General features: G+C 64.4%; 24 protein-coding genes. 10 read left to right on the forward strand and 14 right to left on the reverse strand.

Translation table 11 applies throughout. The annotated features are described in order from the left end of the window. Position 1: 1 nt before the first annotated feature. Entirely contained in the window at positions 2–598 is a 597-nt protein-coding gene (locus tag ADBZ9O_RS17450) for a TetR/AcrR family transcriptional regulator (RefSeq protein ID WP_526523983.1), read from the reverse strand. Positions 599–784: 186 nt separating this feature from the next. Here ADBZ9O_RS17450 and ADBZ9O_RS17455 point away from each other — a divergent pair, with 186 nt between their 5' ends. Both ADBZ9O_RS17455 and solA read left to right on the forward strand, forming a co-directional pair. Beyond that, on the forward strand, positions 785–1,876 hold the full coding sequence (locus tag ADBZ9O_RS17455; RefSeq protein ID WP_526533246.1) for a tyramine oxidase subunit B: 1,092 nt from the start codon (positions 785–787) through the stop codon (positions 1,874–1,876). Continuing rightward, positions 1,873–3,003 (forward strand): N-methyl-L-tryptophan oxidase, encoded by a 1,131-nt coding sequence (gene solA / locus ADBZ9O_RS17460; RefSeq protein ID WP_526523985.1) that lies wholly within the window; start codon positions 1,873–1,875, stop codon positions 3,001–3,003. The genes ADBZ9O_RS17455 and solA overlap by 4 nt, the downstream gene beginning before the upstream one ends. Before the next feature lie 5 nt (positions 3,004–3,008). On the opposite strand, the gene ADBZ9O_RS17465 is transcribed toward solA, so the two are convergent. Beyond that, complete coding sequence (locus ADBZ9O_RS17465) at positions 3,009–3,665, reverse strand: VldE C-terminal domain-containing protein (RefSeq protein ID WP_526523987.1); 657 nt, start codon at positions 3,663–3,665, stop codon at positions 3,009–3,011. A 135-nt stretch (positions 3,666–3,800) separates the two neighbouring features. Between ADBZ9O_RS17465 and ADBZ9O_RS17470 the strand changes: the two genes are divergently transcribed. After that, positions 3,801–6,137 (forward strand): Tex family protein, encoded by a 2,337-nt coding sequence (locus tag ADBZ9O_RS17470; protein WP_526523989.1) that lies wholly within the window; start codon positions 3,801–3,803, stop codon positions 6,135–6,137. A gap of 65 nt (positions 6,138–6,202) precedes the next feature. Further along, positions 6,203–7,486 (forward strand): acyltransferase family protein, encoded by a 1,284-nt coding sequence (locus ADBZ9O_RS17475; protein ID WP_526523991.1) that lies wholly within the window; start codon positions 6,203–6,205, stop codon positions 7,484–7,486. Positions 7,487–7,491: 5 nt separating this feature from the next. Here the strand turns inward: ADBZ9O_RS17475 and ADBZ9O_RS17480 are convergent, their stop codons facing one another. Continuing rightward, complete coding sequence (locus ADBZ9O_RS17480) at positions 7,492–8,937, reverse strand: PecA family PE domain-processing aspartic protease (RefSeq protein WP_526533248.1); 1,446 nt, start codon at positions 8,935–8,937, stop codon at positions 7,492–7,494. A 47-nt stretch (positions 8,938–8,984) separates the two neighbouring features. Here ADBZ9O_RS17480 and ADBZ9O_RS17485 point away from each other — a divergent pair, with 47 nt between their 5' ends. Together ADBZ9O_RS17485 and ADBZ9O_RS17490 are read left to right on the forward strand one after the other, a co-directional pair. Further along, the gene (locus tag ADBZ9O_RS17485; RefSeq protein WP_526523993.1) at positions 8,985–9,992 is read left to right on the forward strand and encodes an alpha/beta fold hydrolase; all 1,008 of its coding nucleotides are present in this window, start codon (positions 8,985–8,987) and stop codon (positions 9,990–9,992) included. 124 nt (positions 9,993–10,116) lie between these two features. Further along, a complete protein-coding gene (locus tag ADBZ9O_RS17490) occupies positions 10,117–10,347 on the forward strand; it encodes a hypothetical protein (RefSeq protein WP_526523995.1) in 231 nt (76 codons plus the stop codon). 151 nt (positions 10,348–10,498) lie between these two features. Here the strand turns inward: ADBZ9O_RS17490 and ADBZ9O_RS17495 are convergent, their stop codons facing one another. The 7 genes from ADBZ9O_RS17495 to ADBZ9O_RS17525 form a co-directional block, all read right to left on the reverse strand. Beyond that, complete coding sequence (locus tag ADBZ9O_RS17495) at positions 10,499–11,260, reverse strand: DUF899 family protein (RefSeq protein ID WP_526523997.1); 762 nt, start codon at positions 11,258–11,260, stop codon at positions 10,499–10,501. A gap of 238 nt (positions 11,261–11,498) precedes the next feature. Next, positions 11,499–12,542, reverse strand: coding sequence for a pyridoxal phosphate-dependent aminotransferase (locus ADBZ9O_RS17500; protein WP_526523999.1), 1,044 nt, complete (start codon positions 12,540–12,542; stop codon positions 11,499–11,501). Further along, complete coding sequence (locus ADBZ9O_RS17505) at positions 12,542–13,564, reverse strand: 3-oxoacyl-ACP synthase III family protein (protein WP_526533250.1); 1,023 nt, start codon at positions 13,562–13,564, stop codon at positions 12,542–12,544. The genes ADBZ9O_RS17500 and ADBZ9O_RS17505 overlap by 1 nt, the downstream gene beginning before the upstream one ends. 13 nt (positions 13,565–13,577) lie before the next feature. Further along, entirely contained in the window at positions 13,578–14,213 is a 636-nt protein-coding gene (locus tag ADBZ9O_RS17510) for a DUF8713 domain-containing protein (protein WP_526524001.1), read from the reverse strand. After that, positions 14,194–15,873, reverse strand: coding sequence for a thiamine pyrophosphate-binding protein (locus tag ADBZ9O_RS17515; RefSeq protein ID WP_526524003.1), 1,680 nt, complete (start codon positions 15,871–15,873; stop codon positions 14,194–14,196). The genes ADBZ9O_RS17510 and ADBZ9O_RS17515 overlap by 20 nt, the downstream gene beginning before the upstream one ends. Further along, positions 15,873–16,388, reverse strand: a complete 516-nt coding sequence (locus ADBZ9O_RS17520) for a COG4315 family predicted lipoprotein (protein WP_526524005.1) — start codon at positions 16,386–16,388, stop codon at positions 15,873–15,875. Before ADBZ9O_RS17520 ends, ADBZ9O_RS17515 begins: the two co-directional genes overlap by 1 nt. Before the next feature lie 83 nt (positions 16,389–16,471). After that, positions 16,472–17,458 carry a hypothetical protein gene (locus ADBZ9O_RS17525; protein ID WP_526524007.1) on the reverse strand — a complete coding sequence of 329 codons (987 nt, stop codon included), beginning with the start codon at positions 17,456–17,458 and terminating at the stop codon, positions 16,472–16,474. 139 nt (positions 17,459–17,597) lie between these two features. On the opposite strand from ADBZ9O_RS17525, the gene ADBZ9O_RS17530 reads away from it, so the two are divergent. Next, positions 17,598–19,523 carry a potassium transporter Kup gene (locus ADBZ9O_RS17530; RefSeq protein ID WP_526524009.1) on the forward strand — a complete coding sequence of 642 codons (1,926 nt, stop codon included), beginning with the start codon at positions 17,598–17,600 and terminating at the stop codon, positions 19,521–19,523. Between the two features lie 245 nt (positions 19,524–19,768). On the opposite strand, the gene ADBZ9O_RS17535 is transcribed toward ADBZ9O_RS17530, so the two are convergent. Next, complete coding sequence (locus ADBZ9O_RS17535) at positions 19,769–19,981, reverse strand: hypothetical protein (protein ID WP_526524011.1); 213 nt, start codon at positions 19,979–19,981, stop codon at positions 19,769–19,771. A 647-nt stretch (positions 19,982–20,628) separates the two neighbouring features. Here ADBZ9O_RS17535 and ADBZ9O_RS17540 point away from each other — a divergent pair. Further along, positions 20,629–20,751, forward strand: coding sequence for a hypothetical protein (locus ADBZ9O_RS17540; protein WP_526524013.1), 123 nt, complete (start codon positions 20,629–20,631; stop codon positions 20,749–20,751). Between the two features lie 824 nt (positions 20,752–21,575). Here ADBZ9O_RS17540 and ADBZ9O_RS17545 read toward each other — a convergent pair. Beyond that, the gene (locus ADBZ9O_RS17545) at positions 21,576–22,643 is read right to left on the reverse strand and encodes a hypothetical protein (protein ID WP_526524015.1); all 1,068 of its coding nucleotides are present in this window, start codon (positions 22,641–22,643) and stop codon (positions 21,576–21,578) included. Between the two features lie 426 nt (positions 22,644–23,069). Between ADBZ9O_RS17545 and ADBZ9O_RS17550 the strand changes: the two genes are divergently transcribed. Further along, on the forward strand, positions 23,070–23,249 hold the full coding sequence (locus tag ADBZ9O_RS17550) for a hypothetical protein (protein WP_526524017.1): 180 nt from the start codon (positions 23,070–23,072) through the stop codon (positions 23,247–23,249). A gap of 43 nt (positions 23,250–23,292) precedes the next feature. Next, entirely contained in the window at positions 23,293–23,604 is a 312-nt protein-coding gene (locus ADBZ9O_RS17555; protein WP_526524019.1) for a hypothetical protein, read from the forward strand. Positions 23,605–23,998: 394 nt separating this feature from the next. On the opposite strand, the gene ADBZ9O_RS17560 is transcribed toward ADBZ9O_RS17555, so the two are convergent. Beyond that, complete coding sequence (locus ADBZ9O_RS17560; RefSeq protein WP_526524021.1) at positions 23,999–24,892, reverse strand: serine hydrolase; 894 nt, start codon at positions 24,890–24,892, stop codon at positions 23,999–24,001. Then, positions 24,889–25,815 carry a LysR family transcriptional regulator gene (locus ADBZ9O_RS17565; protein ID WP_526524023.1) on the reverse strand — a complete coding sequence of 309 codons (927 nt, stop codon included), beginning with the start codon at positions 25,813–25,815 and terminating at the stop codon, positions 24,889–24,891. The genes ADBZ9O_RS17560 and ADBZ9O_RS17565 overlap by 4 nt, the downstream gene beginning before the upstream one ends. Positions 25,816–25,848: the final 33 nt, after the last annotated feature.

A 25,848-nucleotide genomic window follows, 5' to 3' on the forward strand; every position in this document is an offset into this window, starting at 1 on the left:
ATCACTGCGGGGGGTCGGAGGTCGACACCTTGTGGAGCTCATGAAGCATTTCCCGGAAACGGTCGAGTTGGGCATCCAGATTGTTCAGCTCGCTACCGCCGAGGGTCACGGCGCGAAACACCAGACCGTCGAGCGCGGAGAAGATGACGTCGACGGTGTGGATGTCATAGGGCAGACCCATCCGTTGCAGCGAGTCACGCGTAGCCGCCCGGTAGTTCTCGTAGTAGCGGTCGATATGTGGACGCAGCTCGGGACGCCGCCGAGATTCCAGCACCAGCTCGAACTGGAAGACCTGCTCGTCGAGCGTCGCCCGGACCGACTCGCCGAGGGTCGCGACGTAGTCGTCGATCAGACCACTCTGGGGCGGCTGGGATGAGCCGTCGAGGCTGACGTGGACGCAATGCTCCAGCGCCGCTTCGAGGAGTTCATCGAGGTTGGCGAAGTGGTGCTGCACGGTGCCGTGGGTGACCCCAGCCTCGGTGGCCACCGCGCGGTAGGTCAGCCCGCGCACGCCCTGGGCCGCCACGACACGAATGGTCGCGGCAACCAGAGCATCGCGGCCTCGACCGTAACCGGGGCGTTCAGCGTCGACGTGCACGTACCTCCCCCTCCCAGATTGCGTTAACTTCCCCTGAACATAGGCGATGCCTCCCGAAACATTACAAACGTAAGGCTGAAACATTACAGACGTAATGTTGCCCTCGTTCGTCGTGTATCGCCTCCTGAGAAAGATACTTCGTTGCCAGACACCGCTATTGACTTCCTCTACCTGTCCGAGCCAGACATGATCGCCGCGGGCGTCACCGATATGGGGGCGTGCGTCGACGCGATGCAGGAAACCTTCGCGCTACTGCACAGCGGCGACTATCGGATGGCAGGGCCCAACAACGACTCCCACGGCGCGTTGCTCAACTTTCCCGACGAGTCACCGTTTCCGGCGATGCCGAAGAACACCTCCGATCGTCGTTTCATGGCGATGCCGGCCTACCTGGGCGGAGATTTCGGCACGACCGGAGTGAAGTGGTACGGCTCCAATCTGGCCAACCAGGACAAGGGTCTGCCCCGTTCGATTCTGATGTTCATGCTCAACGACACCGATACCGGCGCGCCGCTGGCGCTGATGTCGGCGAATCTGCTGTCGGCTTACCGCACCGGTGCCGTCCCCGGTGTGGGCGCACGCTATCTGGCCCAACCGGATTCGCGCGTGGTCGGCATCGTCGGGCCGGGGGTGATCGGCCGCAGCTCATTGGCGGCATTCCTGGCCGAATGTCCGAAGATCGACACGGTGAAATTCAAGGGCCGCGAACGTGCGAGCATCGAGACGTTCACCGCCTGGGTTGCCGAAGAGTGCCCGCAGATCACCACCGTCACCGAGGTCGACACCATCGAAGAAGCGGTGCGCGACAGCGATATCGTGACGTTCTGCACGACAGGCAAGGGCGGTGATCCCGCGACATATCCGACACTCGAGCGGGACTGGGTCAAACCCGGCGCGTATGTGAGCATGCCGTCGATCTGCAATATCGACGAGGGGCTGCAAACACCTGACGTGCGCAAGGTGGCCGATAACACCCGGATGTACGAGGCGTGGGCGGCGGAGCTGGGATACCCGGCGCACAACAAGGTTTCGCTGCTGGGCGCGAAGTTCCTCGACATGATCCGCGACGGTGTCATGGACAAGTCGGACCTGGTCGATCTCGGGGCCATCGTCGCCGGTGACGCGATCGGCCGCCGCAGCGATGACGAGATCATCCTGCTGTCGATCGGCGGGATGCCCGTCGAGGATGTGGCATGGGGAACCACGCTGTACCGCAACGCCATCGCCAAGGGCATCGGTACCACCCTCAATCTCTGGGAAAGGCCGGAACTGGCATGAGCGTCACCCGTAGAGATGTCATCGTTGTCGGCTTGGGCTCGATGGGGTCAATGGCGTTGTGGCAGTTGGCAAAACGCGGAGTTGATGTCTTGGGCATCGAGCAGTTCGGTCGCGTACACACCAACGGCGCCTACGCCGGCGAGTCCCGATTGTTCCGGGTCGCAGCCAAAGAAGGCCAGGTATTCACCCCGGCACTGCTGCGCTCGCGCGAACTGTGGCAGGAACTCGGCGCCGCCTACGGCCAGGACATCCTGCTACCGGTCGGCGCCCTGCACCTGGCCCCGGAGGACCACCCGGATCTCCAGTCGACGCTGCGCTCGATCAACCAATTCGACCTGCCACACGAGATTCTCGACCCCGCTGCGATGCGCCAGCGCTACCCGCAGTTCTACGTCGAGGACGGCGATATCGGCGTCATGGATACCCTCGGTGGGGCGATGCGCTCCGAGTTGGGGGTCATCGCGGCCACCGATCAGGCGATCGCGCACGGTGCCGAAGTACGTTACGAGACAACGGTATTAGCGATCGAACCCGATGGCGACGGCGCCCGGGTGGTGACCGCCGACGGCGACGTGCTGGCCAGACGGGTGGTGGTCGGTGCGGGCCCGTTCACCACCCGCCTGCTGCCCGAGTTGGCCGATCTGGTGAAGGTGGTCACCTACAACCTCACCTGGTTCATGCCCCGTCATATCGAGATGTTCACCCCGGACCGGTTCCCCGGCTTCATGCGCGATCTGCACGACGTGCACGCCTTCGGCGTCCCCAGTTTGGATGGCTACAGCGTCAAGGTGGTGCCCAATATGGACCACCCGATGGTCGACGATTGGGACGATAAGGCCACCAGCATCACCCGCGAGCAGTTGGTCTGGGCCGGTGAGCAGGTGCAGAAAATGGTGCCGGATCTGATCCCGCACGCGTCGCGCTGGTCGGTGCACGGCGAATCGTTCACCGAAAACAAGATGCCGATCATCGATACGCTCGCCGACGGCGCGATCGTGGTGGCCACCGCGCTCAGCGGGAACGGGTTCAAGTTCGCGCCGGTGTGGGGGGAGATGCTGGCCGATCTCGCGACTACGGGCCAAGCCAAATTCGCCGAGCACGCCTTCACGGTGGAGGGCCATCGGTAGCCGGATCAGCCGAGATACAGTTCCTGGCCCGTCGGGTAGCCGCCACCCTCGGTGGCGATATGCACGTGGGTGTAGTGATTGGAGTTGGCGTCACCCAGGTCGGACATCAGGTGCGGCGAGCCGCCACGGGGGTAATAGACCTGGCGCCAGATGACGTGGTTCAACTTGAACCGGTCGGCGTTGGCCAGGGCGTAGCGCACGATCAGATCACCGAGTGCCTTGCCTGAGGCCGAGCTGTAGTCGGGGATCATCACGTCGATCGCCAGCCCGTTGGGATGCCACTTCAGGTAGTCCGGGCGTACCCCGCCGATATCGTGGATCTCCGGGAACACCGCACTGACCGCTCGGGCTGCCAAAATGGTGTCGATCTGCAGACCTCGCTCGGGTGCCACGCCTGCGGGCAGTGCCCTGCGCTGAGCGCGACTGGCGGATTCAGTGCCGGCCACCGACGACGCGAGGACGTACTGTGATCCCGTCGCCGCCGGGCCCAGCGGGGCCGTCGCGATCACGATCTCGGGGCAGCATGGGCCGTCGATAGCTTCTGCCACGGGGATCGGCGCCGCGCCGGCGGTCAGGAAGGCGGTCGCGGGGACCACAACGGCAGCCAGGGCGGCCGCCATGCGGTGCCGAGGCTTGGGTTTGGCTAACTCATGCCGTCCCACCCCGAGCATGTTACCGGTTCGTTACCAAACGTATGGCAACCTTTGTTGTTCAGGATCGCGGCCGGCTGCGACACACCATCGGGCCCACATCGGGTCTGCGCCGCCTTGTCGGCGGTCTTGGGTAGGGTTCCTCGCGTGACTCCGAGCCCCACCGTTCAAACCGTAAATGCCCGTCTCGCTGCGGAACTCGCTGTTGACGAAGCTCGAGTGGCCGCCGCTGTGCGACTGCTCGACGAGGGGTCGACGGTGCCGTTCATCGCGCGTTACCGCAAGGAAGTCACCGGCAGTCTCGACGACGGTCAACTGCGCACATTGGAGGAGCGGCTGGCGTATTTGCGTGAACTCGACGCGCGCCGCACCGCCGTGCTGGCTTCCATCGAGGAGCAGGGCAAACTCACCGACGAATTATGCAATGCCCTGCTGGCCGCCGACACCAAGTCTCGTGTCGAGGACATCTACCTGCCCTACAAACCCAAACGGCGGACCAAGGCGCAGATCGCCAGGGAGGCGGGCCTGGAGCCGCTGGCCGACCGGCTGCTGGCTGATCCGACGCTGGTCCCCGAGGAGGTGGCCGCCGGATTCCTGGGGGAGGACGTCGCCGACGCCGCCGCCGCGCTCGACGGTGCACGCCACATCATCATCGAACGCGCAGGTGAGGACGCCGAACTGGTCGGCGCCGTGCGCAGCAAGTTCTGGGCTGAAGGCGCCGTCCGCACCGCGCCCTGGTCAGAGGACGTGGCCAAGTCGCAGGCCGCGCAGAAGTTCCGTGATTACTTCGATTTCTCCGAACCGTTGGAGACCATGCCGTCGCATCGCGTCCTTGCCGTCATGCGAGGCGAGAAAGAGCAGGTCCTGGCTCTGACCATGGATGGTGGCGAGGACGAGCCGTACCAGGCGATGGTCGCTGCGACGCTCGGCATCAACCTGACCGCCAAGGCCCCGGCCACTGCCTGGCTGGCCACCACCGTGCGCTTGGCATGGCGGGTTCGGCTGATGAGCACGGCGGCTGTCGACGCCCGGATCCGGCTGCGGCAACGCGCCGAGGCCGACGCTGTGGAGGTATTCGCCAGGAACCTCAAGGACCTTCTGCTCGCCGCCCCGGCCGGCACCAGGACCACGCTCGGACTCGACCCCGGGTTCCGGACCGGGGTGAAGGTGGCCGTCGTCGACGACACCGGCAAGGTCGTCGACTTCTGCGCCATCTTCCCGCATCAGCCCCAGCAGAAATGGAACGAGGCCAAGGCGATCCTCGGCGCTCTGGTCGCCCGCCACGGCATCCAGCTGATCGCCATCGGCAACGGCACGGCGTCCCGGGAGACCGACGCGTTGGCCGCCGAACTGATCAGCGATATCAAGGCCTCGGGTGCCCAGGCCCCGGTCAAGGCCATGGTCAGCGAGGCCGGTGCTTCGGTGTACTCGGCCTCGGAGTACGCCGCCCACGAGCTGCCTGATCTCGATGTGACGATCCGCGGGGCGGTATCGATTGCGCGACGGCTGCAGGACCCGCTGGCCGAGCTGGTCAAGATCGAACCCAAATCGATCGGTGTCGGCCAGTACCAGCACGATGTCACGCCCGGAACGCTGGCCCGCAGCCTCAATGCCGTGGTCGAAGACGCCGTGAACGCGGTGGGTGTCGACCTCAACACCGCGTCGGTCCCGCTGCTCGCCCGGGTCTCCGGGGTCACCGATTCGCTGGCCGAGGCGATCGTGGCCCACCGCGAATCGACCGGGCCGTACCGCAACCGCAAGGCGCTGCTGAAGGTGCCCCGGCTGGGGCCGAAGGCGTTCGAACAGTGCGCCGGCTTCCTGCGCATCAACGGTGGCGAAGATCCGCTGGACTCCTCCGGTGTGCACCCCGAGGCGTACCCGGTGGTGCGGCGCATCTTGGATCGTGCCGGGGTCACGCTGGCCGAGCTCATCGGCGACGAGCGGTCGCTGCGGTCCCTGCGGCCAGGCGACTTCGCCGACGACCGATTCGGCATCCCGACAGTCACCGATATCCTCGCCGAACTGGAGAAACCCGGACGCGATCCCCGGCCCGCATTCTCGACGGCGACGTTCGCTGCCGGGGTGGAAAAAGTGGGCGATCTGAAGCCCGGGATGGTGCTCGAAGGGGTGGTGACCAACGTCGCCGCGTTCGGCGCCTTCGTCGATGTCGGCGTGCATCAGGACGGGCTGGTCCACGTTTCGGCGATGGCCGATCACTTCGTCTCCGACCCGCACACCGTGGTGAAGTCCGGGCAGGTGGTCAAGGTCAAGGTCCTCGAGGTCGATGTGGACCGTCAGCGGATCGGGCTGAGTCTGCGACTGAAGGACGAAGCCAAGAGCGGACAGGGCAAGCGCCCCGCCAATACCGGTAGCCAGGGGCCGAAGCAGGGGCAGCCGAAACGGTCCGCCAAGCCCGCGAAGCAGCCCAGCGCGCCCAGCGGATCGATGGCCGAGGCGCTGCGCAACGCCGGCTTCGGTAAGTAAAACCGCCATGTAGGTCGGGTAGTCCTACTCATCCGCCTGGCGCAGAAGCTCGGCAGGCTGCAGTCATGCCGCTTACCAAGCCCCTGCCCGCAACCAGCGCCCACCCCACGGCGCCAACCCGAGACCGCGCCATCGACGTCGCCCGCCTCGGCGCGCTGGTGATGGTGATGTTCGGGCACTGTGCACTACTGCTGGCCACCATCGACGCTTCCGGTGTCCGGATCGGCAACCTGCTCGGTGAGATCCCCGCGATCCAGCCGCTGACGTGGGTCGTGCAGGTCATGCCGTTGTTCTTCCTGGCCGGGGGTGCTGCGGGCGCCTACGGTTGGCACGCCGGAACACCCTGGGGAACATGGCTATTCACCCGGGCGCAACGCCTGTGCCGACCGGTGTTCTGGTATCTGGCGGCCTGGTCGGTCGGGCTACTGGTGGTGCGAATGACTCTCGGCGCGGAATCTGCGGACCGGCTCGGCGGCGAATGCGTTGCGCTGCTGTGGTTCCTGGGCGTGTACCTGGTGGTGCTCGCCTTCGTGCCGGGGTTGACGCGGCTGCGGTCTGGACGTGCCGTTGCCGTCCTGCTGGCGGTGCTGCTGGCGGCCGCAGCCGTCGTCGACCACGTCCGGTTCGCGGTCGGTGCACCGGAGGCGGGTGGCCTGAACTTCATCATTGTCTGGCTGATCCCTGTGCTGATCGGCGTGGCGTACGCCCGCAAGCTGATCAGCCCGCGGGCGGCGCTGGCCGTCGCTGCGGTCGCGTTCACGGCGGCAGTCGCACTGGTGCTGGTCGGTACCTACGAGGTCTCCCTGGTGGTCACCGGGGTGGAACGGATCTCGAATACGGCGCCGCCGACGCTGCTTCTGGCGCTGCACTGCACGTGGATGTCGGGCCTGTTCGTGGCCGCCGCGGGCCCGATCGGGCGCTGGGCGCAACGGCCGGGTGTCTGGCGCGTCGTCGCGGTCGGCAACGGGGGAGCGATGACGCTCTACCTCTGGCATATCCCGGCCATCGCAATTGCCGCGTTCTTGTTGCACGCCATCGGTTTTGACGCCTACGACGTGCACGCGCCCGGCTTTTGGGGCGTACTGGCTGTGCGCGCAGTGGTATTCGCGGTGGTGATGGCCGCCGCGTTCCGGCTGCTGTCCCCGCTGGAGCATCGTCGGTTGCCGTGGTGGGATGCACCGGTGCGGGGCACCGGAGCCCGCTCCACTCTGGCCGGGGCCGCAGTAGGTGTTGGCGGGGTGGCGCTACTGCTGTTGGCCAAGAATGGTCTCGGCGATATCGCGGGGTGGTGGTCGCTGTCCGCCTTCATCGTCACTGCGGCCGGTGCACGTAAACTCCTATCGCACTGAAGGATTCACAGATAGTCGAACGACGTGGAACCGGTGCCGGCGAAGTCGATATAGATAGGCCCCTGCTGGAACGGGTAGTAGCCGGTATTGAGCTGGCTACCGTCGGAGACGATCGACGGCGTGTACGGGGACGTCGTCGTGTAGGAGTACAGCAGCGTGGCACCGTCGGCGGTGTAGACCGCGATCTTCGTGCCGACCGGAACAAAACCCGATAGTTGACCGGCGATCGAGGCGGGCACCGTCCCGTACACGCCGCCCGAATCGATAATCGCCCCAACAGATGTCAGCGGGCCGTTGCCGATCTTCACCATCAGCTCGGTGTTCGGTGCATCGGGAACCGACACCCGTACCGGCAGCGGGTTGGGTCCGAGAACCAGGTACCCCATGGACTTGTTCAGCAGCAGACCGGTGCCGAGCAGACCTGGCAGGGACACCGTCACGATGCTCGGACCGGGCCCGATGGCATTCGGTCCGATACCGAGCACACCGACCACCCCGGCGCTGTCGAAGTAGTCCGCGAAATCCTGGGCGTCGGCGGCGCTGACGATATTGACATTCGTGGGTGAGGTGACCACGCCGTAGCCGAAATCGACTGTTGTCGTGTAGGTGCTGTAGTCATACATCAAGCCGCCGCTGTAACCGCTCGACCCCGTCGCCGTCGCGGCGCCGAGGGACTGTTGCGTCCCCACGTACCGAGGATCGATGACCAGACCTTGGGATCCGCTGTCGATCAGCACCGGCACGCTCGGGCCACCGTTGACCGAGATGTACACCACCGGTTCGGTCGTGGCGATCGTCTTGACCGGGATGATGGCGTACACCCGCCCGTTTTGAGCGGCCTGTGAGACCAAGGTCAAGGCCGCGGTAGCGGCGTCCGTCGCGCCGAGCACGCCGACCAGCGGGATGAGCAATGACGCGCCGGTCATCTGTGCCTGCGCAATTGAGGGTTGCAGTTCGTTGGCGGCCAACCCGAGCAGCGCCAGTTCGTGGATGATCGGTGTGCCCACCGTCTGGGCCACCAGCACCTGGGCTGCGGCGTTGCCGTCCTGCCAGGATGTCAGCGATGTCTTGGCATCGCCGATGGCGCCCTGCGCGAAGACGGCCGCCACCGCCGCCAGCGGGTTGGCGCTGGTTCCGCCGGCCAGCGCGGTTTGCGCGGCCGAGAGCTGCTGTACGGCAAGCGAGACCGACGTGCTCGTCGTCGTGGTCGTCACGGCGGAGGTGACGGTGGTCGCGGCTGCGGCGCGCGCTGTCACGATGGCGCGGGTGGTGAGTTTCTGCGTGTTCGACGTCTTGTGCGCCGGCGCAGCCTGTGCCGACTTCGCTGTCCGCGCACCGGAGGAGTGGGATGCAGGCTTTCCGGTGTCTGCCTGGGCCGTCGCGGCGCTGCACAGACACATCCCGGCGGCAACCGCTGACCCCGCGAAAACCGTCCCGACCCACACTCGCATTCCCGACACGCCAGAAGATTAGGACATCGCCGGAGTAAATTGCCCGCATGAACCGCGTCCGTGCGCGTCTGGCGTCGCGTGTTGTTGCCGTGCTCGCTGTCGTGGGCACCTGCGTCGTGGGGCCGTCATCAACTGTTGACGCCGCGCCGAACGCTTCCGGGGACTTCGCCGGATTGGTCGATATCGGCGGCCGATCGCTGTATCTGGAATGCCACGGCGAGGGCGGCCCGACGGTGATCCTGGAATCCGGCCTGGACGGTCGGGGCGACGTGTGGAGCCGCGATAACGAGCGGCCCGCCGGCGAACGCACCATGGTGCAACCGGGCGTCGCCGCCTTCACCCGGGTGTGTGCCTATGACCGGCCTGGCACCCTCGGCGAGGTCAACCCCGAGCTGGAGCCGGATGGGCCGCTGTTCTATCCCAGCCGTAGTGACCCGGTCCCTCAGCCGCGCACCTCCCGCGAGGTGATGCTCGACCTGCGCGCGCTGCTCGACGCCGCCGAGATCCCGGGGCCGTACGTCTTGGCCGCACATTCGGCGGGCGGCCTGGTTGCCCGACTTTTCGCCAGCACTTACCCCGACGACGTGGCCGGGATGGTGCTGGTGGATTCGACCGGCGAAAACATCTGGCGCGACTTCAAGGCGAACCTGACCCCGGCGCAGTACGCCTCGTTCGAGGCATCCAATCTCGACCACGCCGAGCTGGAAGCGGCCTATCCAGAAGCCGAGGAATTGTTCACCGCACCCCTGGCGGACACGCCGAGTGTCACCCAGGTCCGCGAGGCGCGTGCGCAGGCGCCGTTGCATCCGATGCCGTTAGTCGTTCTGGCCCATGGCATTCCGTTCGCAGCACCGTTTCCGGGTTGGCCGGCGGAGGCGATGGAGAACATCATGCTCGACTCCCAACGCGATCTTGCCACCCTGGTTCCCGACGCCCGGCTGGTGATCGCCACCAACAGTGGGCACAACATTCACCAGGATCAGCCGGAGTTGGTGATCGATGCCATTGCTCAGGTGGTGACGGCGGTTCGCGACCCAGGGACGTGGGGGCCCTGACCCTCCCGAACACGATGCCGTCACGACAATGCGGGCCGGTTCGGTAAAGACACGATCTGATAACCGTCTGCCGACACGGGATGAGGGTCCGCCGATCTGGGGTTGCAGGGCGGACAGTCTTGTTATGCCTGTAGAGGAAACTGATTGGGACGTCCGCGTGTCGCGTGAGGTCGAACTGCGTCACGGTGACTGCCTGCGAGCCACTTTCGAAGAAATCCTGGCCAAGAAGTTGCCCGCCGACAAGCGGTTACGCCGTGTCGTTGGCTGGTCCGCGAACGGCGGCACCCTGTATCGGGCGGCGCGGCTTGGGCCCCGGCAGTTCGCGGTGTCCTACGAAGTAGAGATGGCCGTTTAGCGCAGCTGACCAATGGCTGGGCGGGTACCTGATACCACCTACGACGCTATGGCCGAGTTGATCACCATGGCTGTTGATGGTTGTGGATCTGACGAATACCGCAGCCATGAGCGACCATGGTGGTGAACTCGGTCATAGCACCGGCCAAAGGTTAGTGGCAGTCGCCGTGCCTGCCGAGTGTCTCTACGGCCGTCGCGCCGGGGCGACTCCATTGCGCCACAGGACGACTGGTCTCGCCCCAGGTGGGGTTGCCGTCGGCATCTGAGCGCCAATACCAGCACGCGTGGCGCCCTTCTGGCCAGCCCTCGGGTTTGTCCTCCCAGGTTTCGCCGCGGCCGTACGGCGTGAGGTCGAGGATGGCCATCGCGCTGTTCACCCACTCGTTGCCCCGGCCCGTCGTGGAGTACGTCAGGAACACGCGGTCGCCGTCGCGCAGGTAGCTGGTCAGATAGCCCATCTCACCGCCGGCCGGCCCGTCGATATCGCGCACCGAGTACCAGGGCTGGGTGTACCCCATGAACTCGACGAAGGGGGCGACCTCGTCCCACGCGCCGGCGGTCAGGATGGCCAACGAGACGCCACGGGCGTTGAGGTAGACGGCATCGTTGAGGTACCACGCGGTGGTGGTGCAGCCCTCGCACTGGCCCTGGTGCGGTGCGCCGTCCCACCACATGTGTTTGTAGGCCACGAGTTCGTTGCGGCCTTGGAACAGGTCGATGAACGGGACGGGGCCGTCGGGGCCGACCACCTCGACGGTTCCGTCGAACTCCACCATCGGCAGCCGCCGTCGCGCCGCGGCAATCGCGTCACCCTCGCGGGTGTGGGCCTTCTCGCGGACCAGCAGCTCGTCGCGGGCGGTCTGCCACGTTGCGTGATCCACGATGGGCGGGCGGCCTGGCAGGTTCGTTGTCATGGTGTGTACCGACTTCCGATATGAATGGAACTCATCGCGGGGCCCTACTGAGCTCCTTCACGTGTGCGCTGTCCTGCGCAGTCAGCGGTCCAGCAGGCTGGGCCAAATCGCCGGTCGGGCACCTGACCGTGGTAGGCGAGGACGCTTTCGACGCGCAGGGTGATGGGCTTGCCGCAAACGTCGCAACTCTGGCCGGTCGGCTCGAAAGATTCAGACATACCGTCAAGGGTAGAGCTGTTCACCGATCCTTCGAGCCGAACGCCCGTAGCACGGCACGGGTGGATTCCGCCCCGCCGACGGTAATCCGCATCGCGCCGTCGGGGTAGCAGCGGACACGGGGTAGGACACCGCGGAGGGTCTCCGGCCAGTGCGCCGCACCGTCGGGCAGGTACACGAAGTTGGCATGCCCGTCGGTGGTGTAGAGGCCCATCGATCGCAGTCGGCGGGTCAGAATGCGACGCTGGTCGACGACCATTCGGACACGTTGGCGCAGCTGAGGTTCCGCACCGTAGGAAGCGGCGACCGCGACTGAGCTGGTAATGCTGATGCCGAACGGCAACTGCATCGACCACAGCGCTTCGATGAGATCCGGTGACCCGAAGCCGTAACCGATCCGCAGCCCGGCCAACCCGTAAGCCTTCGAGAACGTCCGCAAAACAACGACATTGGGGAAGCGCCGGACCAGGGCCACCGCGTCGAGACGATGCTCGGGCGCAACGAACTCGATATAGGCCTCATCCAGCAGTACAACGGTTTCCGGTGGCACGCACAGCAGAAATCGCTCGATATCGTCGGCGGATTCGATGGTCCCCGTGGGGTTGTGCGGCCGGCACAGCACCACGACTTTTGCGTCGGCCGCAGCATCGGCGATCGCCCGCAGGTCTTGGTGTCCGTGCTCGTCCAACGGTACCGTCACCTGCTGCAGTCGCGCCATCTGCGCCATGATGGGGAAACCATCGAAGGTGGGCTGAGTCAGCACGATTCGGTCACCGGGGTGGGTCACCGCGTGCAGGATCTGCAGCACCACACCGGTTGACCCTGCGCCGAGAATGACCTGGTTATCTCCGACCCCGATGTGGCCGGCGATCAGGTTGCGTAGCCGCTCGGGCAAGAACTCCGGATACCGGTTGGCGGCGCTGACAGATTCGACAAGTGCGGAGCGCACCGCAGGCAGCGGCGGCAGGGGGCTCTCGTTGAGCGAGAGCGCCAACGGGTCGACGCCGCTGGGCAGGGAGGCGATGAACCCGGCGGCGTCGGGCGCGGGGCGCAGGAGATTCCTCATCAGTTGCGACCGCCCCACCGAATTGCGGCGGCTCCGGCGAAGTCGCCGGCATGCGCGAAGGCGGCCATCAGCACCAGATCCCCGGCCTGGAGTTGGCCATCCGATATGGCGCGGTCGAGGTTGACCGGTATTCCGGCGGCGAACAGGTTGCCGCACTCGTCGAACGTGTCGCGGTGACGTTCCTTGGGTAATTCGAGTGCCTCGCGCCAGTTGCGCAGAAAGACCCGGTTTGGCTGGTTGGTGACGAGAAGGTCGATATCGCTGGGCGACAGCCCAATTCGCTCACACACCGTAAACGCCATCTCGGGCACCTGACGGTTGCCTCGAGCCAACACCTTGGTGATCTTGGATTCGGTGAATCCAATGTAGGCCTCGCCGGGACCCGGCTGCCACCACTTGCGGTGCGGTTCGATGGACAGCGTCATGTCCCCGGCGAATTCGGGATACGTCCGGCACTGCACGTCGAGGATCGGCGACGAGTCCGACAGGGTGACCAGCCCGACGGCCGCGCCGTCACCGGGCACCGCAGCCTGGGCCTTGCGTCGCACACCGTCCTGATCGAAGACCTGACCGGCCGCGTTCTGCGCGATGGCGATCAGTGCGGAGCGGCCCTCACCTGCCAGTAACTGCTGACGCGCGAGTTTCAAGCCCAACAGGAATGCGGCGCAACCGCCGTTGTGCAGATCGATCACGGTGCCCGGCCGCATATCCAGGCGGCGGGCCATCTCGCCACCACCCCCGTAGAAGGGCATGTCCGGCATCTGGGTATGGGTGATCAACACGTCGACACCGGCGATCGCGTCATGGCCGTGTCGCTCGACCAGTCCAGCAGCGGCCCGTTCGATCATGTCGACGGCAGTCTCATCTGGTGCCACATGGTGCCGGAACCGTGGTGCGCGGAACATCAGGTTGTCGCGGAGTGCGTCGGAATCGGCGAACGCTGCGTAATAGTCGGCGCTGATCGGTTTGCCTGGGAGATAGGTCGATACGTCGACGAGGCTGACAGCCGGAGTGCTTGGCATATTCATCGCGTTCTCATCCCATCCAGCTCGGCGTCACCGGCAACCCGTGACGATGTCGGTGTTCGGCGATTGCCTTGAGATTCTTGAGCTCCAGCAGATGCCCGGCGCCGAACATGTCCCAGAAATCACCGACCCACACCGGACGCTGCGGCGGAGCGGTGTCCGGGTAGGGGTTGTGGTCATAGAACGGGTGATGGCAGTTGGTCCACAACACCACTGAGCCGGGTTTGTCGAGGACGAGTTGGGCGTCGACCACCCGCATCAGGTACACCATCCATAGGTGCTTGCCTTGGTCCCAGGCGCAGTGATAGTCGATCGTGCGGGCATGCCGGTTCGACTCGGTGCGGGTATAGATCTCTGTCTGGTCGCCAAGTCGGTCGTGCGCCACCCATAACCCTGGCTCTTCGGTCGTCGTGAATCCCCGCAAACTGTAGGTCCACTCTTCGAGACTTCGCGTGTCAGAGAGGTATTCGAAGAGTTCGTCGGGCGGACAATCGATGTAGTCGTTGACCGTGATGTATTCGCCGAAGACCTGATCGTGCGGGTAGACCGACCGCATCATGTCCATGATGATGGGGGTGGCGACCTCCCGGGGCGAGGTCTCGATCCGGATCACCCCGTCGATATCTTCAAGCGCAGGCAGTGACATCGGCACACATCTCCTCAGAATTTGGCGTTAAAAAGGGTGCAAAGGGTGGGATTTCGTCAGCGGAGCATTCGATGCTGACCACCGAAGGCCCATCGACGGCCAGGGCGTGCCGCAGCGCGTTCGGCAGTTCGGCGATGGCGTCGACGTCGACCGAAGGCAGGCCAGGGAACATCGCCGCGAGACCGGCTCCGAGAGAGCTGGCCGAGAACCGGTTGTAGCTGTATAGCGCTTCGTAGAAGAGCTTTTCGCGGGTAACGCACATGGCGTGGGCATTGTTGTTGAAGAGCACGAAAGTGACGGGTAGCCGGTACTGGACCGCGGTGTGGATTTCCATACCGTGCATGAAGAATGCACCGTCTCCGGCGATCACCACCGTGCGCCGTCCGCGAGCGAGGGCCATCCCAATTCCGGCGCCAAAGCTGTAGCCCATACCGCCCATGCCCAGTGCCACCACAAACCGGCCGTCGCGGCGCACTGGCAGATGGTGGACGGCAGCGGCGCCCGTGTTGCCGGCGTCGACGACGATGTCCGTACCGTCTGGCAGTGCCCCGTTGAGGGCCGCCATGGCCGAGCGATAGCCGATTCCGTTGCCGCGGAGGGTCGGTGGCATCAGCTCGGTGCGGGCGGCGGAGTCAGGAGTATGACGTTCCGCCGGCCCGCCTTCGCCGGTGAATGCGCGGACCAGTTCGGACAGCGACGTACGAAGGTTATCCGTATGCAGATGGGTGCTTTGCACGAACGGTGGCGCCGAGCCGATCGAGAGGGTCCTCGCGTGCTGTAGCGCGCCCTCTAAGCCCGAACGGGAGGTGACCGGCAGTCGAGTCCCCACCAGCAGGCAGACGTCGCTCTGTGCGATTGCCGCTGCTACCCCGGGGTGACCCATCACGCCCGTGACACCGATTGCCGACCCGCTGGCGTCTTTGGCGTCGGGTACGGTCGCCACTCGGGCGCGAAGCGTGGAACGGAGTTCCTCGAGCTGGTCGCGGGCGTCGTCGCGGGCCACCTGCTCGCCGGCAATGATGGTGACCTGCCCGCGGACGGCACGCAGGGCGCGCACGATGAGTTGGACGTCATCGGGCTGTGCGCTGTTGGCCGCATCGGTGGGTACCGATGCGTGACAGGGGGCGAGCGCACTCTGCTGGATATCCTTGGGTATCAGCAACACTGCCGGACCACCGGTTCGGGCGGCCGCGACAGCCTGCGGTAATGCGGTCACGATGTCGGTCGGTTCGGTGACCCGCCGGCAGAACACCGACACTGCGGAGAACAGCTGTGCCGCATCAGGGGATCCGTTGCGGCCGCTGGTGTCCTGGAAGCTGCCGGTGCCATCCAGCGTGCTCGGTGGCTGTCCCACCAGGGCCAGCACCGGGATGCGGCTGGCAAGCGATTCGCCCAGTCCAGGAACGAGATTCAGCGAGCCCCCACCCGAGGTGGCGCACACGACGCCAAACCCCGCGGGCGTACCAGCCCTGGCGTAACCGTCCGCCATGGTGGCGGCGGAGAACTCGTGCTTGGCCAGTACTGCGGTGACCCGGGTATTGAAATGTGCTGCGTCATAAAGATCTTCGATATTCGCGCCGTCAACACCGAAGATGTGTCGGGCCCCGGTATCCGCGAGATAGTCGACGAGGTAATCCACCACCCGATGTGGCCTTGTCATCAGTCGTTGTCGATCTTGGCTCCAGCAGGGGTCAGCACATACCACTTCGCCCCAAAGCTGTCCTCGCCTTGACCTTCAGTGGTGCCGGGGCCCTTGTCGTCGTCGTAGTAGTACAGCGGGTGACCGTTGTAGGTGATCTGCGCCGAACCATCGGAGCGGGTGGTGGTTGACATCAGATCCGAATTCACTCCGGCGCCTGCGGCTGCGGCGCCACTCGTGATCACGGGCGGCCAGGTGCGCGCGCAGGCCCCGATACAGGTGGAGTTGGAGGTCTTATCGGCCACGAAGAGGTACACCGCGCGGCCCTTCGCGTCAGTCAGGATGGTGCCCAGCGGGGTCTGCGCGGTGGCAATGCCAGCCGGGCCAGCGGGATTCGCGGCACTGTCTGCTGCCTTGGTGACGGTATCGGCGGGTTTTGCCGGGTTCTGATAGCCGCTGGTGCCGCTCGGTGAACTGCACGCGCTGGCGGCGAGTACTCCCAGTGCACAAACAACGAGTTGTAGTTGTCGCTTCATGGCCGGTGTCCTTACGATCGAAAGATGTGAGGGTCTCGCCCACGACGGGCCCATCAATGACACGATCCGATCGCGGCGTTGGTTCACACCTTCGAATGTCTTTGTTGTTCAGTCGCTTTACGGTGGGGCTGGCCGGTTGTTTTCTTCATCGCGCTGGCCGGTTTCGTCTTCGAAGCCGATTGGATGGGTGCGCGCACTGCGGACTTCGCCGATGGTGTTGCAGTGGGCGGTGTTTGGTGCTGGTCGATGGCGGTACGGATATCCGTCACCGCCGTGTCGACCGAGTTCGCGATGACGGTGCCGGCGTCGTGCGCCACCGTCGCCACCGTGGCGGCTCCTGCGCCAAGCGCCCGCAGTGGGTCACCTGTCTGCGCGAGTGTCCTGGCGACGGCGTCGGGCACCTGGAATGCGCCGAGCAGGACGTCGTTGAGGGCCGGAATAATGACGGCCGCGCCCACATTGATCGCGCCGATGACGGCAACCTGCACTACACCGTGCGGCATGACGGTCGGTGTCGGGTTGGGCACGATGGGGCGGTTGAGGGCGATGAAGGTGTCGTCGCGTGCGGTTTGGATGGCCGTGATGATGCCGGGAAGGCCACCGGCGGCGGCAGGAACGATGTTGAGTAGGCCGACGACGCCAACCTCAAAGGCGTTGAGCGCTCGTGGCGCCACCTCCATGCCGTCCTTGAAGATGACGTCCGCGGCAGCGGCCTCCGCGGCTCCGGTCACGGATGCGGCGGTGACGCCGATCGCTTTCAACAGATCACCGGATTGGATTGCCAGAAAGAAGGTTTCCGGCGTCTGGAGCGCTACGCCGGCGACCGTGACAGCGCCCTGGATGGCCGAGGTGCAGATCAGCGAGCAGTACAGGAGCTGATTGCCGAGGAAGCTGGTGATCAGCCCGCCGGGGGGAGTGGTTGCCGCCGCGAGGCGAATAATCTCTGACACGGTCGGCAGCTGCAGTCGGGTTGGCAGTGCAGGGGGCGGCGCGGTCACGGCGGCGAACGCCAAGGCCGTCGCGGTGATGGTGGCTGCGATAGCGGTGGACGTGCGGACCAGCGCGCTCATGGTGCCTCCTTCGGCGACAGGTGCTAGCAAGTGCACGGGCTGCAGGCCTGTGAGGTTCAACCGCAACTATCATCGAGTCGCTTCGTACCGCCCACTGCGTTCGGAAATCGCACGACCGACGCTGAGTCAGGAGTTCGCCGTGGAATCGAAGTCTCCAGCTCGCTCGTCCCATGCCCCCAAGCTGCGGTTGGCGGTCGTTATCGGCGCCCTGGGCGTCGTCTTCGGCGATATCGGGACCAGTCCGATCTATACGATCCAGACGGTTTTCAACCCCGCCGACCCCCATCCCGTCCCGATCAGCGTCAATAACGTCTACGGCATCGTGTCGCTGATCTTCTGGTCGGTGATGATCATCATCACGCTGACCTACATCACGCTGGTGATGCGTGCCGACAACGACGGCGAGGGCGGCATCATGGCGCTCATCACGATGCTCCGGCGGTGGAACGTTGCCCGCGGCCGCAAGTCGGCCATGATGCTCGCGGCGCTGGGACTGTTCGGTGCCTCCCTGTTCTTCGGTGACAGCATGATCACCCCAGCGATCTCCGTGCTGTCCGCTGTCGAGGGTCTTAAGACCGTCGAACCGAGCCTGGACCAATGGATCATCCCGATCACCGCGGTGATCATCGTGGTGTTGTTCGCCGTGCAGCGCCGCGGAACCGCGGCCGTCGGCCGGCTGTTCGGTCCGATCATGATTCTGTGGTTCAGCGCCATCGGGGCCTGCGGCATCAGCGGCATCGTCGGCCATCCGGAAATTCTCAAGGCGCTTTCGCCGACCTATGCCTTGGCGTTCATGTTCGGGCACTTCCACATTGCCTTCTTCGCGCTGGCGGCCGTCGTGCTGGCTGTCACCGGCGCCGAGGCGATCTATGCAGATATGGGCCACTTCAGTAGACGGCCGATCATGCTGGGCTGGCTGTTCCTGGTACTGCCAGCCTGCGTGCTCAATTATTTCGGCCAGGGTGCACTGGTCCTGGGCGATGAAAGCAAGGTCAGCGCACCGTTCTTCTTGCTTACTCCCGAATGGGCGCGGCTACCAATGGTGTTGCTGGCCACCGCCGCCACCGTCATCGCCTCCCAAGCGGTGATCACCGGAGCGTTCTCGGTGGCGTCGCAGGCCGCCCAGTTGGGTTACCTACCGAGGTTGCGGGTGGTACATACGTCGGCGAAGGCCTACGGACAGGTCTACGTGCCGTCGATCAATGGCATCCTGATGGTCGCGGTGCTGATCCTCGTCTTCGCGTTCGAAAGCTCCGCGGCGCTGGCGTATGCCTACGGGATGACGGTGACCGGCACGATCACCATCACCACAATTCTGTTCCTTTACATCGCGCACACCCGCTGGCACACCCCGCTATGGGTGGTGCTGATCGGCGGGGGCGCTTTGGTGCTGGTCGATCTGCTGTTCCTGGCGGCGAATCTGACGAAAATTGTTCATGGGGCGTGGCTGCCGCTGCTGATCGCTCTGGTGGCGTTCACGGTGATGCGAACCTGGGAACGGGGACGCATCATCACCACTCGTGCGCGCGAAGAGGCCGAAGGGTCACTGCGCGAGTTCATCGACCAGATCGCAGACTGTCAGCCGCCGCTGGCGCAGGTTCCCGGCACCGCGGTATTCCTGAACCGCGGCAACGAAACCACTCCGCTGGCGATGCGGGCGAACGTCGAGCACAATCATGTTCGCCACGAACATGTGGTCATCCTCGCGATCGAAACACTGCCCGTCCCAAGGGTTCCGGACGCCGAGCGGCTGAAAGTGGATGCCCTCGGCTACGCGCAGGACGGCATCATCCACGTCACCGCAGCCATCGGGTACATGGAATCGCCGGACGTCGCCGCGCTGCTGCGCCTGCTCGACTCCACCGAGACCGAAGGGCCTATCGGTGTCGACGAGGCGTCCTACTTCCTGTCGAAAGTCGACCTGGCCCGGGGAAAAGCGAAAACCATGCCGGGATGGCGCAAACGGCTGTTCATCGCCACCTCGAAGTTCAGCGCCGACGCCAGCGTGTACTTCGGACTGCCCCAGGAACGCACGGTGATCATGGGGGAGCGGATCGAAGTCTAGGGACTTCGGGGGACGTTTGAAATTGCCAGTGCCACAGGCGTTTGCGGTGCCTCCCGGCCGAATCGTCCTCAGAGGAGTGACCGCCCACAATCCTTTAGGATCTGGGGGTTCGATCGATAACCGCTCGGTTGGCAACGTAGCGTTCCCGATGCGGGAGTAGATGCCCATTTGCCCGCCTTTGAGTGACTCGAGAATCGCTCAACGGCAAGCACTCCCGTTGGCACCCAGCGTTCGGGATCCGCGTCCTAGGAGCTATTGGTTTGGTAACCGGCAGGATCGAGGGCGCTGTCGGGGTCATCGCTGACGCCGGAGGTCGCCGAGATCGTGCCCGGGCCAAAACTGGTAGGTGGCATACAACCCTTGTGAGGTCTGTTGTAGCAGGCATCGCTGATGATGTCGTGGCCGTCGGTCGCCTGGGTGGTCAGCGCGCGCTGATCTCCGTTAAGTGCCGGGACCATGCATGTACGACGTCATGATCGTCGATGATCGCTACGGTGACAGGTCCGGAACTACTTTCCGGGCACGCCACGTCCACCCCTCGTTCAATAGCCGACGCCCACTTGCCGAAGCGATGTCACAATTTTAAGTATCCAACCTCCATTTTGGCGAATGTTTGTGATGACGTCATAAGCGCTGTTCCGTTGATCTCATCCGGATGGCCGCTCGCCAGCAACACTTGCAACCTTCACAACGAGACGAATAGCTGTGTTTCGGAACCCTCCCCAAGGCAGGGTCGCTGGTAGGTGCAGGCGACGGCGGTCGTCCATTTACAGTTCGGTCACAAAGTCACGCCGGGGGTCGTTTATCGCTGATACGGGGTATCAGTGGGTCGCGGGAGCCCCGCGGCCAGATTCCTGCTGCCGACAATGACAAACCATTCACGGCGGAGGGAGTGCGTCGGCAGCCAGAAGGCCCGTCTGATGCCTCGGTTCGTCATTTCAGCACCAGGGCGGCGTGGCCGGGCTTCCATTAAGTTGGGCGTGATTCATATCGGCATTGCTGATCTGGGATCCGATGCGACGCTTCCGGGATACGCGGTGCTTGCGGGTTTGGCCTGTTGGTCATCGTGGCGTTTTGGCGACCCGAGTCTGAGAAAGCCCGCTGGATGGTCGTGGACCTGATCTGGGTGGTGACGGTCTGCCTGCTGCTGACGGACTTGCTGACGGACCCGGCGTTCAGCTCGTCCAACAGCGTGCCTCAGGCGATCGCAGGCCACGGCGGTCGTTAGTCTTTCGGTTTCGGTCGCGGCTCGAGTGTCAGCGTGGTAAGCCGGGGCGGCCGGGGTCAGGTCGCAGACGATATCGCGCTTGATGGCCGATTTGAAGTGGTGACCTCTGACGGCGAGGTGTGGTTCGTAATTGGGACCCCAATGCCAATCACTTCGGACCTGATCTCTCCGGCATGAGTGGACAGGGGTGGAGCAGACCACGAATACGGGAACCCCTCTAGCCCGTACTCCCGACCGGGCCCTTTGCGCCCGAGTGCTTTTCGTACTTCCACTTGTCCATGCCAAGGTTATCGAGAGGGAGGGGGCAGCCGGTATCGACCGAACAGCCGACATGGCGGGAGGCTCAAGCCGGTGCGATACGTGGGCCGAGGCGGGAAGCGCGGTTGACGTACCGATATTGCGGCAGCTCGCCCAAGAAGCGACGAACTTATCTGTTACTTACGAAACTGGATACTCGGAACGAGCAGTCTGGCGGCAGTGTCCGGTAATCGAATTCAACCCGCCACTGCGGTAGAACAATTCGTCATGTGTGACCACTCGACCGTGACCGAAGACTGTCCGCGCAAGGGGATGACAGAAAACATGCCTGTTTCGACGACAGGGGCCCCCACCATCAGGTGACGGGAACTGCACCGAGATGAAGTAACTTCGCTGGAATCATCACGTGAACACAGGGTGGCCTTGGCTTCAGAGGTGTGATGTCACTTCCGTCTCCAAGCGGGGCGGGTATTTTGGTCATCGCTGGGCGCGTCTCAACGGCCTGGCGATGCAGGCCGTTGAGCGCGAGGTTGTCGGCAGCGAGTGCAGGTTTCAGGCCGCAGTAGTTACGCGGCGCGATCCCGCGAACTGCGGTGGCCGGTGCTGGGGGCTTTGTGATCGTCGCCCGCAGTGGCTGAGCTGCTCCCGGCCTGACGCTTACCCGTTGAAGCGGCGCCGCTATGACTGCTGTCCTTGGCTGCGGTGGTGCCGTGGTCGTTATCGTCGGTGCTCTTGAGGGTAGCGGCAACCTCGTCAGCGAGGTCAGCCTCTTCGGCCGGCGTCGTCGCCGCTACAGTGCCGGTCTCGGGCGCCGCATCTTGTTCGAGGGGTGTTTCGACGCCGACCTCGAGCGCTCCCGTGGGCTCGGCCGATGCTGCGACAGCACTCTTTGCTTCCGGCACTGCATCTGCGGAACCTTCGGGCACTTCAGCCGTTACGGAGACTCCCTTCGAGTGGGACGCATGCTCTGCACCGGGAAGCGATGTATCGCCGCCTGCAGGCGAAACTTCGGCGGAACCGCCCCCGCCGAGAGGCTTGGCGCCTGCTGTTGCCGATGTTAACGTTGCTGCTGGCGCAGCGAACGGGATCCAGCCCCCGCCCAAGAAGAAGTTAGCCTCCGCCTGAACGAAGTCTGCAAGCGACAATGCCTGGACCGAGATCCAATGCTCCAGATAACCGAAGTCCAGGGTCGCGGCGAACAGTACGCCGCAGCTCGTTGGCAGCCACAAGATCGGCCAAAGCAAGTAGTTGTAGACGATATATACCTGTCGCGCTACGACATTGACGACGGGGACATAGCTAGCGACCGATGCCGCAAAATTGACCGTGTTGGTGACCAGGGGCTCGGCAACGTTGGATAGCGTAGCGATCGCATTCATGGCGTCAGACCATCCCGGTATCCAAATCGACGTCAACTCGACGTCCTGTTGGGAGACGCGGAGGGGTGCCGCGACGCTAGCCGCCGCCACGGTTCGAACCTCCGGCCGGGTGGAGACCGGCCCGTTGGGTAGCGCAGCGGCGATCCCGAGCGCGGTAACCCCGGCGATCAATGCGGTGCGCACCGATACCCTGGGCAGCGCCCGCGCAACTTTGGCGACTGCGCTCTCGTGTGCGTCAACAGTTTCGACAGTCATTCCCCGACCCCTTTGCTGAAAATGTGTTTACCTGCGCCTGATTTACAGCCGGCAGGCCTCTTATAACGGTCGATACCCCAGTGAACTGTGATGACCGTGTGCCATGACGGTAACGACTTTGTGACCTCGACGGTGTCACCCAAACGTATGAAAATTGCCAGTTCTGAAATCTGGTGCCGAAAACCAACAGCGCTGTTTGCCAGGGTTCAGCAGTTTGCGGAGCGGGTGTCTTTCTGCTCGGCTCCGCGCGAGACGAAATTCATGAAGCCGAGCACTAAAAATGGGGCCATCCAAGCGGCCCTGCCAGTGCTGGAACTTGCGGAATCAGCTCCCGTGCGGGAGCACGTTAATCGTTCTTGTGGCTGTGACGGGCGCACCGCCATCAGGCGAGGTGACTGAAATATCGATGGTGTACGCACCAGCCACATGTTTTATGTAGACGGCATCGTCGTATCCCCGGGCACCACCGGTGCAGTCACCGCTACGACGCCGTTCATCGAGGCCATTCGGGCCAGTGATCTCGATGACCACTGTGCAATCCTCGGATTCAACATCGTCGTTATCGCCCAGCGAATGCCATTCCAGCTCAAAGTTTGCGCCACGTGAGCAGCTGCTTTCAGGCTCGAGCTGGTAGAGGTCGGCGCCTACTTTGTCCAAGCAGAAGATACCGGTTGGTTCGACAACAACTGACCGAATTGCGGTCTTGGAAACGAAGGTCGTTGTGGTCGTCGGTGCTGTCGTTGTCGTCGTTTCCGTGGTGGTGGTGGTGGTGCTGGTGGTGCTGGTGGTGTTCGTAGCAGTGGTGTTCGTCGTCGTTCTTTGCGACGTTGTCGATATCGGCGTGCCAGCCGCCGAAGTGATTTCGTTGGCGGGTTGGTCGTTTCCGGAGCAGCCTGAAACTGCCAATGCCATCGCTATGCCGGTCAGTGCGAAACGGGTCAATCCCACTTACAGCTCCTAAGTAATAACCTCAGGGTGACCGGCACCACCAGTTCACCGAAATGCGGCAAAACTATCAGGCTGTGCCTTGATGAGTACAACTATTGCGCTGCGGGCCTAAGGCCTCACTCAGGTGGAGTGTTGTCGCGATTTCGCCTGCAGTCAATCAGGAAGTAGTGAAGCAATCACATTGCGATGCAGACTGATTCGTGGCTGTTTGTCTGTTTGAAAGGCAGTAATTCGAAAATCTCTCACCGGCGGTGGGCCGTTCCCAAGCCACAAATGGTCGCCAGATTCCTCCGTTCGTATGACAGAGGTCCATCGACAGGCAGAGTACGTCTAACCGGGACCGGTGACGAGCCAGCGGCGCGTGTGGCCTTCTGCCCCGCCTTGGAGCGACAATCCGAGCGAAAGTGTCAGGCGTTGCCGCGCAGGTGGTCGACAGCGAGGCGGGCGGCGTGCCCGATGGCATTGTCGATGCGGGGCTGGATCGTCGCTGCTCGTGCGGACTGAGTGAAAACAGCTACTGCATAGGGTCTTTCGCCGTCGTAGTGCACAACGCCGACTTCATGTCGAAGGGCGCCGAGCGTTCCGGTCTTCCCGGCGACGAGCACTCCGGGGAACGCGAAGCCGCTGGCGAGGCGATTGGGACGTACCTGGCCAGCCATCAACGTCCTGATGAAGCCGCAACTGACGGCACTGGCAGCGTGGTCGGTCCACACCGCGGACAGCAGGGTGGTCATCTCGCGGGCGGTGGCGGAGCTGGCATGCACGGGATCGTAGGCTCGCGGGTCGATCGGCATGTCCGCGTCCGACAATGCCCGCAGCGCCGCAGCCAAGTCGGTTGTCCCGGTGTCGATATGAAGAAGCCGATAGGCATCTGCGGTGCCACCGACGATGCGGCTGTGCGTCAAACCCAGCTGCTGCAGCGACTCGCCGACGGTCTCGATACCGACCCGCTGCAGAATGGCGTCAGCGGCAGCGTTGTCCGAGACGCTCATCATCATCGCCGCCAGATCGCGCCATGACATGGTCACGTCGTCCATCAGCGTCGAGATGCCCGTCGGGCCCACGGTGCGATCGCCAGGAGTGAGCGTCACCCGTTCGGTGGGATCGAGGTCACCGCTGTCCACCAGGCGCATCATCGCGACCAGCAATGGCACCTTGTAGACCGATGCGATCGCCACGGGTCGATCGCCGTCGACATTCACTTCCTCGCCGGGCAAACCGTCGGCGGCGATGGCATGGAGCCACCCGGTGGCCCCGGCGTCGGCGAAGACCGCAGCGATACGTTCGGCGATACCGCTCATGCTGGGTTGCCGGTGGTCAACGACTCCAGCGCACTCTGCATGGCGTCCAGGGCATCGGCGTGCGGTGACGTGTCGTCGCCAACCGGGCGCACTATGCGCAGCCGCAGCGGGAAGGGGTCACCGTCGATCGCCAGGTTGGCCACACTCGGCGACGACAGGTCGGCATCGGCAGTCAGTGCCGCGGCCGCACCGGAGGCGGCGGCCAACGTTGCTGCCCGGTCATCGTCGGCTGGGCGGGGGTTGACCCGAATACCATGGCGGGCAACGATATCCATCAGATGATCGTGTGCGGCGGGATGGTGCTGGCGCGGCGGCAGGGCCAACGGTGTCGAGCGCGCTATGTCCTGCAGTGTCACCGTCGCCTGCTGGGCCAGCGGATGGTCCGCGGCAACCAGCAGGCGCCCGGGTAGTCGCACCACAGGACCGGCGGCCAACCCGGCCACAGGAGCTGGATGCACGATGACGGCCGCGTCGAGGTCGCCTCGGGTGGTTGACGGCAGCAGGGTCGCCGTCGGTGCGGTGGTGAGTTCCACTCGCCGGCCCGCCAGAGCTTGGCGTGCATTGGCGACCAGGGCGGCGACGGCGTGCACCGGCATCTGCGGCGGGATGCCGATACCGATACCGATCCCGATCGGCTCGGCGCGGGCGTCGTCGGCTGCGGATAACAGCAGGTGCACGTCGGCCAGGACGCGGCGGGCGTGCGGAAGCAGTGCGACACCCGCCGGTGTCAGGGTGGCGCCGCGGCTGCCGCGCTCGAACAACACCGAGCCCAGCCTGCGCTCGAGGCGTTTCAGACCCTGCGACAGCGGCGGCTGACTGACTCCGACGACGTCGGCGGCGTGGCCGAAATGCCGTTCGTCGGCCACTGCCACGAAAAATTCGAGCAATCGAACGAGGTCAACACGCTGTGGAACAGCAGTCATATCTCAATGATATGAGATTGCACGCGAGTCGCT

It is taken from the genome of Mycobacterium sp., assembly GCF_965229105.1.
Taxonomy (GTDB): domain Bacteria; phylum Actinomycetota; class Actinomycetes; order Mycobacteriales; family Mycobacteriaceae; genus Mycobacterium.